The sequence below is a fragment of the Saccharopolyspora dendranthemae genome (assembly GCF_007829955.1).
GTDB lineage: Bacteria > Actinomycetota > Actinomycetes > Mycobacteriales > Pseudonocardiaceae > Saccharopolyspora > Saccharopolyspora dendranthemae.
This window is the reverse complement of record NZ_VIWX01000002.1, coordinates 347,477-361,199: the sequence shown is the minus strand read 5'-3', so window position 1 is coordinate 361,199 and position 13,723 is coordinate 347,477. Positions and strand designations below refer to the sequence as shown.

Annotated in this window: 11 protein-coding genes; 4 read left to right on the top strand and 7 right to left on the bottom strand. The window is 70.0% G+C overall.

Features of this window, described 5'->3' with window-relative positions:
• Window positions 1–31: 31 nt before the first annotated feature.
• Window positions 32–1,234, bottom strand: coding sequence for an NADH:flavin oxidoreductase (locus tag FHU35_RS10590; RefSeq protein ID WP_145738332.1), 1,203 nt, complete (start codon window positions 1,232–1,234; stop codon window positions 32–34).
• 142 nt (window positions 1,235–1,376) lie between these two features.
• Here FHU35_RS10590 and FHU35_RS10585 point away from each other — a divergent pair, with 142 nt between their 5' ends.
• The gene (locus tag FHU35_RS10585; protein WP_145738331.1) at window positions 1,377–1,997 is read left to right on the top strand and encodes a TetR/AcrR family transcriptional regulator; all 621 of its coding nucleotides are present in this window, start codon (window positions 1,377–1,379) and stop codon (window positions 1,995–1,997) included.
• Between the two features lie 153 nt (window positions 1,998–2,150).
• A complete protein-coding gene (locus tag FHU35_RS10580; RefSeq protein ID WP_425474124.1) occupies window positions 2,151–2,816 on the top strand; it encodes a GntR family transcriptional regulator in 666 nt (221 codons plus the stop codon).
• Window positions 2,817–2,868: 52 nt separating this feature from the next.
• Here FHU35_RS10580 and FHU35_RS10575 read toward each other — a convergent pair whose 3' ends face one another.
• Window positions 2,869–4,032, bottom strand: coding sequence for an NAD(P)/FAD-dependent oxidoreductase (locus FHU35_RS10575; RefSeq protein WP_145738330.1), 1,164 nt, complete (start codon window positions 4,030–4,032; stop codon window positions 2,869–2,871).
• Entirely contained in the window at window positions 4,032–4,367 is a 336-nt protein-coding gene (locus tag FHU35_RS10570; RefSeq protein WP_145738329.1) for a bifunctional 3-phenylpropionate/cinnamic acid dioxygenase ferredoxin subunit, read from the bottom strand. The genes FHU35_RS10575 and FHU35_RS10570 overlap by 1 nt, the downstream gene beginning before the upstream one ends.
• Before the next feature lie 376 nt (window positions 4,368–4,743).
• Here FHU35_RS10570 and FHU35_RS10565 point away from each other — a divergent pair, with 376 nt between their 5' ends.
• Complete coding sequence (locus FHU35_RS10565) at window positions 4,744–6,126, top strand: MFS transporter (RefSeq protein WP_425474123.1); 1,383 nt, start codon at window positions 4,744–4,746, stop codon at window positions 6,124–6,126.
• A gap of 54 nt (window positions 6,127–6,180) precedes the next feature.
• On the opposite strand, the gene FHU35_RS10560 is transcribed toward FHU35_RS10565, so the two are convergent.
• Genes FHU35_RS10560 through FHU35_RS10545 form a run of 4 tightly spaced genes read right to left on the bottom strand, consistent with a single transcriptional unit; the run spans window position 6,181 to window position 12,090 of the window.
• Complete coding sequence (locus FHU35_RS10560; protein WP_145738327.1) at window positions 6,181–7,326, bottom strand: aromatic ring-hydroxylating oxygenase subunit alpha; 1,146 nt, start codon at window positions 7,324–7,326, stop codon at window positions 6,181–6,183.
• A gap of 30 nt (window positions 7,327–7,356) precedes the next feature.
• Window positions 7,357–8,205, bottom strand: coding sequence for a formyltetrahydrofolate deformylase (gene purU, locus FHU35_RS10555; RefSeq protein WP_145738326.1), 849 nt, complete (start codon window positions 8,203–8,205; stop codon window positions 7,357–7,359).
• 10 nt (window positions 8,206–8,215) lie between these two features.
• The gene (locus FHU35_RS10550; protein WP_145738325.1) at window positions 8,216–9,571 is read right to left on the bottom strand and encodes an L-serine ammonia-lyase; all 1,356 of its coding nucleotides are present in this window, start codon (window positions 9,569–9,571) and stop codon (window positions 8,216–8,218) included.
• 53 nt (window positions 9,572–9,624) lie between these two features.
• Window positions 9,625–12,090 (bottom strand): GcvT family protein, encoded by a 2,466-nt coding sequence (locus FHU35_RS10545; protein ID WP_145738324.1) that lies wholly within the window; start codon window positions 12,088–12,090, stop codon window positions 9,625–9,627.
• A gap of 394 nt (window positions 12,091–12,484) precedes the next feature.
• On the opposite strand from FHU35_RS10545, the gene FHU35_RS10540 reads away from it, so the two are divergent.
• Complete coding sequence (locus FHU35_RS10540; protein ID WP_145738323.1) at window positions 12,485–13,714, top strand: sarcosine oxidase subunit beta family protein; 1,230 nt, start codon at window positions 12,485–12,487, stop codon at window positions 13,712–13,714.
• Window positions 13,715–13,723: the final 9 nt, after the last annotated feature.

Sequence of the window (13,723 nt, the reverse complement as noted above, 5' to 3'; positions counted from 1 at the left end):
CGGATTTTCCGCTGAGCACCGGAATCGGAATTCAGCGGGAATCCGTTGGGGGTTGGGTTTCGGGGACCAGGACGCAGCGGCTACCGGTGAAGATGGTGACCATGCAGCGGTTGTTGTGGTTGCACAGCGACCGGGTGGCGGGGTCGGCGGCGATGCGGTTGATCAGGTCGGGTTCGCGCAGGAGGGCCCGGCCCATCGCGACGAACTGGAAGCCCTCCTGCATCGCGGTGTCCATGACCTGCCGGTTGGTGACGCCGCCGAGCAGCACCATCGGCAGGTCTACCGCCGCCCGCACCTGGCGCGCGTCGTCGAGCAGGTAGCCGTCCTGGTACGGGTACTCGCGGAGGAACCTGCTGCCCACCAGCTTCACGCCGGTGCGCACGGGTTCCCGCATGACGGAGGCGAATTCGCGCACCGGAGCATCGCCCTTGAACAGGTACATGGGGTTGAGCAACGAGCTTCCCGCGGTCATCTCCACCGCGTCGACCGTGCCGTCGGCCTCCAACCAGCGCGCGACCTCGATGGCCTCGTCGAGCCAGAAACCGCCCGGCACGCCGTCGTCCATGTTGAGCTTGGCGAGGATCGCGATCCGCCCGCCCACCGCGTCGCGGACCGCGCGCATGATCCGCAGCGCCAGCCGAGCGCGGTTGGCGAGGCTCCCCCCGTAGGAGTCCTTGCGCTTGTTCAGCTTCGGGCTCAGGAATGAGCTCGCCAGGTAGTTGTGTCCCAAGTGGACTTCCACCGCGTCGAACCCGGTCGCCACGGCCATCTTCGCCGCGTCGCCGTGCGCCTGCACCACCCGGTCGATGTCGCCGCTCGTCGCGGCCCTGACCCGGCGCAGCGACTGCAGGCTCAGCGACGGGCTCGGCCCGAGCGCGGGCAGCTTGGTCTTGGTCGAGTCGGCGACCGGCCCGGCGTGGCCGACCTGCGCGGAGATCGCGGCGCCCTCGGCGTGCACGGCCTCGGTCAGCCGCCGCAGACCGGGGACCGCCTCGTCCCGCCACACGATCTGATGCCCGTCGGTGCGCCCCTCGGGCGAGACGGCGCAGTAGGCGACGGTGGTCATCCCGACGCCGCCCGCGGCGTGCCGGACGTGGAAGTCGATCAGCTCGTCGGTGACCAGCCCGCGACGCGCTCGCTTCTCGTAGGTGGCGGCCTTGAGCACCCGGTTGCGCAGTCGCACGGGCCCCAGCTCAGCTGGGGCGAGCACGTCCGCAACGGTCTTCTCGCGCATCGCTTCGTCCTCACGTCGTCGGAAGTCCGGCGTTGCGATCGCAGACGGTACCACCTTTTTGGCTCATCACGCCAAAATATCGTCCCGGCCGATGTCACGGTGCTGACCTGCACCGGAGGACGCGTGGACTAGGGTCGGGCGGGTGAGCACCAGCGACGCCACCACACCGCAGCGCGGTCGCCCGACCGTGCTCGACCGCGCCGCCATCACCACCGCGACGTTCCGGCTCTGGGCCGAGCGCGGGTACGCCGCCGTCGGCTGGAAGGACATCGCCGAGGCCACCGGCATCAGCGTCCGCACCCTCGTGCGGCACTTCGCGCGCAAGTCCGACATCGCGTGGGTCGGCGTGCCCGCCGCGACCCGTCGCCTGCGCGGAGCTCTCGACGAGATGCCCGCGGACGTCCCGGCGGCCGATGCGGTGCGCCGCGCGATCGTCGCGTCCATTTCGGACGATCCGATGTCACCCGCAGGTCCCGACTGGATCCGGGTCGTGTGCAGCGAACCCGAGATCTCCGGAACCGCACCGGCCGCGTACCGCCCGTGGATCACCGAACTGGCCGGCTTCCTCGAACGCCGCGTCGCCGGCATCAGCCCGACAGCGGCCACGGCCCTGGCCAGCGGGTACCAGGCCGCCACCTTCGCCGCGCTGGTCGGCTGGAGCGAATCCGGCTCTCACGAGCACGCCGCGGACGCCGCCGACGAAGCGCTCGGCTGGCTGTCCCTCTCGCCCACCGGGAGCGACCGGGAGACCGCGGAATCGTGACGACGAGCACGTCGAATCACAATTCGAAATGCTTTCTCCGGATGCGTCACGAGCTTTCGAAGAGCCGATGACCGATTCTGCTATACTACTGATGTACCAGAATTCGACGGGCCAGACATGGCTCAGAACTGCGATTCTGATGAAGTCGGGGCGATGATGACCACTGCGAGCGAGGAGCACCACGCCACCCTGTCCATGGCCGAGAAGGCGTACCTGGCCATCCGCGACAGGCTGATCATGCTGGACATCCCGCCGATGACGGCCATCGACGACGCGGCGCTCGCGCGCTCGTTGGAGATCGGCCGGACCCCCGTGCGCGAGGCCCTCAAGCGCCTGGAGATCGACCGGCTGGTCGTGTCCTACCCGCGCCGGGGCACGTTCGCGACGGCCGTGGACATCACCGACCTCGCCTACATCTCCGACCTGCGCGTGCACCTCGAACCGCTGGCCGCGCGACGCGCCGCCGAGGTCGCCGCGGAGGCCGACCTCGATGAGGTCGACGCGCTGGTCGAGCAGCTCGACGACATCGACTTCCGCGCCCTGGACCGCGACGAGATCATGCGCTGGGACCTGCGCGTGCACCGCACGATCTACCAAGCGGCGGGCAACCCGCACCTCGAAGACACCCTGATCCGCTACGACAACCTCGCGACCCGGATCTTCTGCGTCTTCCTGGACCGGATGCAGGACTTCGACAGCCACGTCATGGAGCACTCGGCGCTGCTGCGGGCCATCGGCACCCAGCAACCCGACAAGGCCGAGCAGCTGGCCAGGGAGCACGTCCTCAACTTCGACAAGGCGATGCGCTCCCTGGTGTGAGCAGCCGCTCCTCCTGGTGCAGGACCTCACGCGAGTCCGTGCCCGAACGAGCCTAGAGGCGCTGCGCGAGCTTACGGCGCCACTGCCCGAAGGGCCTGGCCCGATCGACCGCCAGCACCCCGACGGGTTCCTGGGACCGATCCAGGTACAGCGCGAGGAAATCGCCTGACTCCGGGTCACCCTCCTCGATCTGGACGGTGCAGTCATCGGTGCGGTGACCGGCGAACTGGATCTTGTGCCCGTACTGGTCGGACCAGAAGTAGGGCACCGCGTGGTGCGCCGGGGCCGAGTGCTCGCGCCCGAGCAGCGCCGCCACGGCCCCGGCCGGCTGCTGCAGCGCGTTGGTCCAGTGCTCCAGCCGCATCGGGCTCGCGGTGTAGTTCCGGAAGGAGCGGGCGCAGTCGCCCGCCGCCACCACCTCCGGCACGCACGTCCGGCCCCGCGCATCGGTGCTGACCCCGTCGCCGACGTCGAGCCCGGAGCCGGCCAGCCACTCGGTGTTCGGCTGCGCACCGATGCCGACCACGACGACGTCCGCGGGCAATTCGCGCCCGTCCGAGAGCCGGACCCCGGTCACCCGCGACTCCCCCACCAGCTCGGCGACGCCCGAGAGGGAGTGCACCCGGACGCCGTTGCGGACGTGCAGCCGGGCGCACACCTCGCCCATGTCCGGACCCAGCGCGCGCTGCAACGGCACCGGCGCGTTGTCCACGACGTCCACCTGGCAACCCAGGCCCACGGCTGTTGAAGCGACCTCGGCACCGATGAACCCCGCGCCGACGATCACCAACCGCGCCCCTGCGACCAGCTCCTCGCGCAACGCGCGCGCGTCGTCGAGGGTGCGCAGGGTGTGCACGCCTGCGGGCGGACCACCCGGAAGGCTCCGGGCCCGCGCCCCCGTGGCGAGCACGACGCCGTCGGTACGGATGCGCGTTCCGCCGGAGAGCACGACCGCGCGACCGGTGGCGTCCAGCCCGCTCGCGACCTGGCCGAGCCGCCAGTCCAGGTCGAGCGCGTCATCATCGGAGTCGGTGAGCTCGATGTCGGACTCGCTCACCGTCCCGGCGAGGAATTCCTTCGACAGCGGCGGCCGGTCGTAAGGGCGGTGCTGCTCGTCCCCGACCACGGCGATCTCGCCGTCGAACCCCTGCTCGCGCAGCGCGCGGGCCGCCGAGAGACCGGCGAGCGACGCTCCTACGACGGTGACGTGCCGCATCAACCGACCTCCTCCGCGACGGCACTGCCGACCCGCGTCGTCTCGTGGACGTAGATCATCCCGTCCTCGACGGTGACGGCGTGGGTACGGACCGGCCGCTTCGCCGGAGGACCGCTGGGAATGCCGGTGCGGAGATCGAAACATGCCGCGTGCAGCGGGCATTCGACCGCGCATCCCTCGAGCCACCCGTCGGACAGCGACGCGTCCTGGTGCGAGCAGGTGTCGTCGATCGCGTAGAGCTCGCCGTCGACGTTGAACACCGCGATCGCCACGTCGCCGTGCACGCGGACCGACTCTCCCGGCGGCAGGTCGAGCAGCTCACCAACCAAGATCATTGCGCCTCCTGTTGCTTATAGCGGAACACCGCGTGCTATGCGCAACAACAGGATGGGGGTCCTCGACCGCCTCGTCAATGGGGAAATCCCGTTCGGAGCAACGGCTTTTCAGCTGCTCCGACACCCGGGCGCGCGTCACCGCGGGGCCGCGGCATGGCACTGCGCGACCCCGTGAACGGGTGGATGAGGGGGTTGAGGTCTTGCTTCGGCGAACGCCGTCGGGATACCTTCTCGGCAACAGATATATCAGCACTCGGGCGTGGTCACAACCGCGACGCCACCAGGAGGAACGCCACCCCGCCCGCTGCACCGCACCCGGGGGAGCCCCATGACGGACCGTCCGCGACGGACTCGGCGAGGCTTGAGACAGCCTGTCGTGCAAGAGGAACGCACGGTCCGGCGTGCGGTCGCGGCAGCCTCGGTGGGCAACGTCGCCGAGTGGTACGACTTCGGGATCTACTCCTACCTGGCCGCCGGAGTGCTCGATCAGGTCTTCTTCGCCGGCTTCGGCCCGTGGACCGCGGTGTGCACGCTCGGGGCCTTCGCGGCGGCGTTCGCGATGCGCCCGCTGGGCGGTTTCGTCTTCGGGCGCCTCGGCGACCGCGTCGGGCGCACCAAGGTCCTCTCGGCGACCGTGCTGCTGATGGCCGCCGCGACGGTGCTGCTCGGACTTCTCCCCGGCCAAGGTGCCGCAGGCCTGCTGGCACCCGTCCTGGTGCTCCTCGTGCGGATGCTGCAGGGGTTCTCCGCGGGCGGCGAGTACACCGGGGCGCTCACCCTGATCGCCGAGTACGCCCCCGATCGCAGGCGCGGCTTCTTCGGCAGCTGGCTGGAGTTCAGCACGCTCACCGGGTACGCCCTCGGCGCGGGCACCTGCGGTGCGGTGATCGCCCTGCTTCCGCCAGACGCCCTGCTCGCGTGGGGGTGGCGGGTGCCGTTCCTGCTCGCGCTGCCGCTGGGGATCGTCGGCCTCTACCTGCGCGTGCGCCTGGAGGACACCCCGGCGTTCCGGCAGCTCATGGAGCGCTCACCGGTGCTGGCCACGATGACCTCGCGACGCGCCCTGCAGATCGTGCGGCGCCACTACAGGACTCCCGCGCTGGTGGCCGCCGGAATCGTCGTGGCGTGGAACGTGACCAACTACGTGCTCACCAACTACGTTCCGACCTACTTGACCGGCACGCTCCCCCGCTACGGCGAGGGTGGCGCCAGCGGCGCGGTGGCCACCGGAGCCCAGGTCGCGGTCATGGTGGTGCTGCTGTGCGCCGTGGTCGGCGTGGGCAGGCTCAGCGACCGGATCGGGCGCAAGCCCGTGCTGATGACCGGCAGCGTCGCCCTGGTGCTGCTCGGGCTGCCCGCGGTGTGGTTGCTGCGCACCGGGATTCCCGGTCAGGTGCTCGGGTTGCTGCTCATCGGAGGATGCCTGCTGTGCTTCGCGGCGGTCGCCCCGTCGACACTGCCCGCCCTGTTCCCCACGATGATCCGCTACTCGAGCCTCGCGGTCATCTTCAACCTGTCGGTGTCGTTGTTCGCCGGCACGGCGCCGACGATCATCGAGGCGGCGGTGACCGCCACCGGCGACCTGGACTGGCCGGGATACTACCTCGTCGGCGCGGGCGTCGTCGGGATCGTCGCCACGCACTTCCTGCGCGAGCACGCGGGCAAGCCCCTGGACGGAGCCGCGCCGCTGACCTCGAGCGCCGAACTGCCCCCGCCTCCGCTGTCGGCAGACGGCGTCCCACTGGAACTTCCGCGCTAGGCGCGTGGCAGCGGCCTCGCACCGGTTCGGTGCGAGGCCGCTGCCGCGATGCCGTCAGCCGGTGCGCTCGCGCACCCAGTCGTGGAACTCGGCGATGTGGTGCTCGCTAGGGACCAGCACGCCACCGGAGGCGTAGGAGCGCGAGTCCATCGCCAGCTGGCAGCGCTCGCATGCCTCGAAGTCCTGCTGGTTGACCCTGTGGAAGAGCTCCACCGAGCGGTCGATGTCGGCGCCCGAGTCGACCACCTCCGGCAGGTACAGCCAGTCGCAGCGCACCAGGGTCCGGTCCGGGGCCAGCGGGAACATCCGGTGGAAGACCACGTGGTCGGGCACGAGGTTGATGAACACCTGCGGTCGCACGGTGATGGCGTAGTAGCGGCGGTCCTGCTCCTCGTGGACGCCGGGCAGTTTCGCCAGTCCGGCCGAACCGTCGACCGTGAAGCCCTCGACGTCATCGCCGAATTCCGCTCCGTGGCCCACGAAGTACTGCGCGGCGAGGCCGTCCGCGAATTCGGGCAGCACCTCGGTGAGCTCGGGGTGAATCGTGGCGCAGTGGTAGCACTCCATGAAGTTCTCGACGATCTGCTTCCAGTTCGCCTTGACGTCGTAGGAGATCCGCCTGCCCAGCTTGAGGTTCTCGACCTGGTAGCCCACGATCGCGTCCGGTGTGCCCAACCGATCGGTGACGTCTCCGATGACGGTCTCGTCGAACGACGGTGGTTCCTCGGCCAGGCACAGCCAGACGTAGCCGAGCCATTCGCGCACGTGCACCCGGTGCAGGCCGTACTCGGTGCGGTCCACGTCGTCCATGGTGTTGAGGTTCGGAGCCGCGACCAGATCGCCGTCGAAGGAGTAGGTCCAGGCGTGGTAGGGGCATTGGAAGGAGCGGCGCACCTGACCCTTCTCCTCGGTGCACAACCGCGCGCCGCGATGCCGGCACACGTTGAGGTAGGCCTTCACCTCGCCCCGGCGCGAGCGGGTGACCAGCACGCTCTCGCGTCCTATCTGGACGGTCTCGAACCGGCCCGGTTCCGCCACGTCCGCGCTGAGGACGGCGCAGAACCAGCTGGACTCGAAGATCGTCGCCTGTTCCACCCGGAAGATGCCGGGATCGGTGTAGTAGTGGCCCGGCAGCGTCGCGCGCAGGCTCTCCGGCAGGGCGGAATCGTCCTCGGTGGTGTGCAGCTCACCGGTGGTCATGGGCAAGGCTCCTCATCGCTGGAGTGGAGTTCACGGGAACACGACGGTGCTGGTGCCGTTGAGCAGGACGCGGTGCTCGCAGCACCAGCGGACCGCGCGGGACAGCGCGAGCGCTTCGGCGTCACGTCCCACGGTCTGCAGGGCCTTCGGGTCGTGGGTGTGGTCGATGCGGATGACCTCCTGCTCGATGATCGGCCCCTCGTCCAGGTCCGGGGTCACGTAGTGGGCGGTGGCGCCGACGAGCTTCACGCCCCGGTCGTAGGCCTGGTGGTAGGGCTTGGCGCCCTTGAACCCGGGCAGGAAGGAGTGGTGGATGTTGATCGCCTTGCCGTGCAGCGCCTTGCAGGTCTGGTCGGAGAGCACCTGCATGTAGCGGGCGAGCACGACCAGGTCCGCGGAGGTGTCGTCGACCAGCCGCAGCAGCTCCGCCTCGGCTTCGGGTTTGGTCTCGGCGGTGACCGGGACGTGGTGGAACGGGAGGCCGGCGGCGTCGGCCATCGGGCGCAGGTCCTCGTGGTTGGACACCACGCCGACGATCTCGGCACCCAGCGCACCCGCGCGCCACCGGTAGATCAGGTCGTTGAGGCAGTGACCGAGCTTCGAGACCATCACCAGGACGCGCTCGCGGCGCTCCGGGTGGAAGGCGAAGTCCATGCCGAAACCCGTTGCCACCGGCTCGAAGTCGCGCGCCAGTTCCTCCGGGTCGACGGCCGTGCTCGCACTCCCCCGCACGCGCAGGAACAGGCAACCGCGCACCGCGTCGTCGAACTGCCGGTACTCGCCGATGTCGCATCCTCGCTCGAACAGGAAGGAGCTGACTGCCTGGACGATGCCGCTGCGGTTCGGGCAGCTCAGGGTGAGGGTGAAGGAGGGTGCCACGGGATTCTCCTCAGCATTCCACGATGTTGAGCGCGAGGCCGCCACGAGCGGTCTCCTTGTACTTGTCCTTCATGTCCGCTCCGGTCTCGCGCATCGTCTTGATGGCCTTGTCCAGCGAGACGTGGTGCTCGCCGTCGCCGCGCAGCGCCATCCGGGCAGCGGTGATCGCCTTGATCGCGGCGATCGCGTTGCGCTCGATGCACGGGATCTGCACCAGCCCCCCGATGGGGTCGCAGGTCAGGCCGAGGTTGTGCTCGATGCCGATCTCGGCCGCGTTCTCCACCTGCTCGGGAGTGCCGCCCAGCAGTTCGGCCAGTCCGGCGGCGGCCATGGAGCAGGCCGAGCCCACCTCTCCCTGGCACCCGACCTCGGCGCCGGAGATGGAGGCGTTCTCCTTGAACAGCACGCCAACCGCCCCCGCGGTGAGCAGGAAGCGGACGGCCGCGTCGTCGTCGAAGGACGGCAGGACGCGGTGGGCGTGGTGCAGCACCGCCGGGACGATGCCGGCGGCGCCGTTGGTCGGGGCGGTCACCACACGGCCGCCGGCCGCGTTCTCCTCGTTGACGGCCAGCGCGTGCAGCGTCACCCACTCCATGGGGTCGGCTCCGGGTTCCAGGCTGGCCCGCAGGTCCTGGGCGCGCCTGCGCACCTGGAGCCCGCCGGGCAGCACGCCGCCGGTGCGCGATCCCCGGTCGACGCACTCCCGCATCACCTCCCAGATGTGCAGCAGCTGCGCCCGGGTCTCGGCTTCGGGACGCCACGCGGCCTCGTTGGCCAAGACCACATCGCTGATGCGCGTTCCGGTGCCCGCGGTGTGGGCGAGGAGTTCGGAACCGGTCCGGAACGGGAAGGCGACGCGGGTGCCGTCCTCCACCAGCGCCGGGCGGCCCGCCTCGTCCTCGTCCAGGACGAAACCGCCGCCGACCGAGTAGTACTCGCGGCGCACGAGCCGGTCGCCGTCGTCGTCGAAGGCTTCGAAGACCATGCCGTTGCTGTGGAATTCGAGCCGTTTGCGGCGGTGCAGCACGATGTCGGCGTCCACCTCGAAGTCGATCTTGTGCTCGCCGCCGAGGCTGATCCGGTGGTCCGTCCGCACCGAACGCACCTGAGGTTCGACGGCCGCCGGATCGACCAGGTGCGGTTGTTCCCCGGTCAACCCGAGGACCACGGCCTTCACGCTGCCGTGCCCGCGCCCGGTGGCTCCCAGCGAGCCGAACAGCTCGCAGCGCACGCGGGCGACGCGCGGGAGCGCTCCGGACTCCCGGAGGTGGCCGACGAAGAGGAAGGCCGCCCGCATCGGCCCGACCGTGTGCGAGCTGGACGGTCCGATGCCGACCTTGAACAAGTCGAAGACGGACAGGCTCATGGGTTGCTCCCGATCGAGTCGTGGGTGGAGCTCGGAACGCAGTCGGCAAGGGGTCAACGGCGGATGCGGTGCATCTCGGGGTCCACCAGGGGCTCCGCCGCCACCGTCGCCGAGATCATGCGGTCGAAGTACTGGATCTGGACTCGGGTCCCGATCTCGGCCGCGGCCGGGAGCCAGGCGTAGGCGATCGGCGTCCCCAGCGTGTGTGCGAAGGCCGCCGAGGTGACGTAGCCCGCGGCCTCGCCGTCGACGAAGACCGGCTCGGAGCCCAGCACGACGCTGCGCCCGTCATCGACGATCAGGCACGTGAGACGCCGTTCGACGGCGTCGGGCTCGATCCGCGCGAGAGCGTCTCGGCCGACGAACTCGCCCTTGCCCATCCGCACGGCGAACCCGACACCGGCCTCGTGGGGGTTGTGCTCGGTGGTCATGTCCGACCCCCAGGCGCGGTAGCCCTTCTCCAGCCGGAGGCTGTTGAACGCCGCGCGGCCTGCGGCCACCACCCCGAGATCGCGACCGGCCTCGAAGAGCACGTCCCACAACCGCTGCCCGTGCTCGGCGCTGGTGTAGAGCTCCCAGCCCAGCTCCCCCACGTAGGACACCCGCATCGCGGTAACCGGAATGCCGCTGATCCGGATCTTCTTGCAGCGGAAGAACTTCAGCCCCTCGTGCGACAGGTCGTCCCGGCTCAGCGGTTGCACCAGCTCGCGCGCCAGCGGACCCCACGCTCCGATGCAGCAGGTCCCGCCGGTGATGTCGCGCAGCGCGACGCTGCCGTCAGCGGGGAGGTTGCGCCGCAGGTACTCGTGGTCGAGGTTCCCGTTGGCCCCCACCTGGAACAACTGCTCGCCCAGTCGCGCGACGGTGAGGTCGCTGCGCACCCCGCCGGCCCGGTCGAGCATCAGCGTGTAGGTCACCGATCCCACCGACTTGTCCACCTTGTTGGTGGTGAGCCGGTCCAGGAAGGCCAGCGCGCCGGGACCGCTGACCTCCAGCCGCTTCAGCGAGGTCATGTCGTAGAGAGCCACGGCGGTGCGGGTCTTCCACGCCTCCACCGCGGCGATCGGGCTGTGGTGCATGCCCGACCAGGCGTCGCGCGCGGGCGGCTGCCACTCCATCGGCAGGTCCTTGACCAGCGGCGCGTTGGCCTCGAACCAGTGCGGGCGCTCCCAGCCGTGCGCTTCCAGGAACACCGCGCCGAGCTCCTTCTGACGCACGTGGAAGGGGCTCACCCGCAGCTCGCGCGGCGAGAGGCGCGGCTGCAGCGGGTGTTTGACGTCGTAGACCTCCACGAAGTTGCGGGTGGAGGTCTCCTCGACGTAGTCGGGCGCGGTTTCGAGCTCGTCGAAGCGGTGCACGTCGCAGCCGTGCAGCTCGACCTCGCTGCGCCCGTCGACCAGCAGCTGCGCCACCGACCGCGCGACGCCTGCCGAGTGGGTGACCCAGACGGCCTCGGCGATCCAGAACCCCTCCACGTCAGGCGATTCCCCGACCAGCGGACCGCCGTCGGGGGTGAAGGAGAAGACGCCGTTGAACCCGGCCCCGACCGTCGCGGTCCGCAGCGCGGGCAGCAGCCGCTTGCTGTGCTCCCAGGACGGGGCGAAGTCCTCCTCGGTGAACGGCAGCATCGACGGCATGGCCCGCTCCGAGGTCTCCTCGTCCTGCGGGAGTTCGCTCAGCCGCACCGGGATCGGGCGGTGCGCGTAGGTGCCGATGCCGAGCCGGTCCACGTGCTCGCGGTAGTACAGGTCGCAGTCCTGGTGGCGCAGGATCGGCAGGTTCGCCTCGGTCCGCTCGTCGTTGCGCCCGGCGAGTTCGGGCAGCGGCTCGGTCGTGACGTACTGGTGCGCCATGGGCAGCAGCGGCACGGCCATGCCGACCATCTCGCCGATGGCCTGGCCCCAGAACCCGGCGCAGGACACCACGATGTCGGCGGGGATGTCGCCGTGGTCGGTCTCCACCCCGGTCACGCGCCCGTTGCTGTGGTTGATCCCGGTGACCTTCACCGCGCCCCGGAACCGCGCGCCCCGAGCCACCGAGCGCCGGGCGAGCGCGACGACCGCGCGGGCGGCCTTGGCCAGGCCGTCGGCGGGCGTGTGGAACCCGCCGAGCACCTTCTCGACGTCCAGCAGCGGGTGCAGCTTCCCGCACTCCTCCGGGCCGATGACCTCGCCCGCGACTCCCCACGACGTCGCCCAGCCCTGCTTGCGGTGCAGGTCGGCGAGCCTTTCCGGGGTCGTGGCGATCTCGAGCCCGCCGACCTGGTTAAAGCAGCCGTCGCCGTCGTCGTCGAGGCCGCGCAGCTTCTCGACCGTGTAGGTGGCGAACTCGGTCATCGTCTTGGACGGGCCCGTTTGGTACACGAGCCCGGGAGCGTGGGAGGTCGATCCGCCGGTGAGCGGGAGCGGCCCCTGGTCGACGACGGTGACCTGGTTCCACCCTCGGCTGGTGAGCTCGTCGGCGAGGTTCGCGCCGACGATCCCGGCTCCGATGATGACGACGCGCGGAGTCGTGCTCATGCTGGTCTCCTTACGGGGTGGCTGGTGTGGAGCTGGGGAGACTCCGCCTGCGAGCAAGCGGATGAGCGTTGCGGGGAGAAGGGCCCGGCAGCCGATCGGTGCGGCTGCCCGGAGGTGCTGAACGATCCCTGCCGAACGGCTGATATATCAATGGGACATCAAGGTAGGTCGGCGCGGATTCGCGGTCAACACGTGCTTCGGAAATTCATCCCGAAGCCGGAAGCGGCGCCGCCCTCGCGGCCTGCCACCAGCGTCTTCACGCCTTCTCCGGACTCACCCTTGACCCCGCGAGAAGCGCTGCCTACCTTGGTGTCCAACTGATATGTCAGTTACGTTTCAGCGCGTCTCCCCCGTCGAGCACCAGCTCTGCGGCAGATCGAACGGAGGGCTGAAGATGCCGCGCACTCCCGGCGCCGACCTGCCGGAGCACCCCGACTGGCTCTGGGGTGCCGCTGATCCGAAACCGTCCTACGACGTGGTGATCGTGGGCGGTGGCGGTCACGGCCTGGCCACCGCGTACTACCTCGCGGTCAACCACGGCATCACCAACATGGCGGTGCTCGAGAGCGGCTGGCTCGCAGGCGGGAACATGGCCCGCAACACCACGATCATCCGATCCAACTACCTCTGGGACGAGAGCGCCGGCCTCTACGAGCACTCGCTGGGGCTCTGGGAGGGCCTGGAGGACGAACTCGACTACCCGCTGCTGTTCTCGCAGCGCGGCGTGCTCAACCTCGCCCACTCGCTGCAGGAAGTCCGCGACGGCGTCCGCCGGGTCGGGGCGAACCGGCTCAACGGCATCGACGCCGAATGGCTCGATCCCCAGCAGGTGGCGGAGATCTGCCCGATCCTCAACACCTCGCCGGACCTGCGCTACCCGGTCATGGGCGCCACCTGGCAGCCCCGGGCCGGCATCGCCAAGCACGACCACGTCGCCTGGGGCTTCGCCCGCGCGCTGGACCGGATGGGCGTGGACCTCGTGCAGAACTGCCAGGTCACCGGTTTCGAGCGGGTCGGCGACCGGGTCGTGGGGGTGAAGACCACGCGCGGTGACATCGCCGCGGGCAAGGTCGCGCTCGCCGCCGCCGGGCACACCTCGGTGCTCGCCGACGAGCTCGGGCTGCAGCTGCCGATCCAGAGCCACCCGTTGCAAGCGCTGGTCTCCGAGCTGCTGGAGCCGGTGCACCCGACGGTGGTCATGTCCAACGCGGTGCACGTCTACGTCAGCCAGGCGCACAAGGGAGAACTCGTCCTGGGCGCGGGCATCGACGCCTACAACTCCTACGGCCAGCGCGGGTCGTTCCACACCATCGAGCGCGAGCTGACCGCGGCGGTGGAGCTGTTCCCGATGTTCGCCCGCGCGCACGTGCTGCGCACCTGGGCCGGCGTGGTGGACGTGACCCCGGACGCCTCGGCCATCATGGGGCTCACCCCGTTCGAGGGCCTGTACATCAACTGCGGTTGGGGCACAGGCGGTTTCAAGGCCACTCCGGGTGTCGGCTGGTGCTACGCCCACACCATCGCCCACGACGAACCGCATCCGCTCAACGCACCGTTCAGCCTCGATCGCTTCACCACCGGCGCCCTGGTCGACGAGCACGGCGCCGCCGGCGTGGCGCACTGAGAGGAGGTC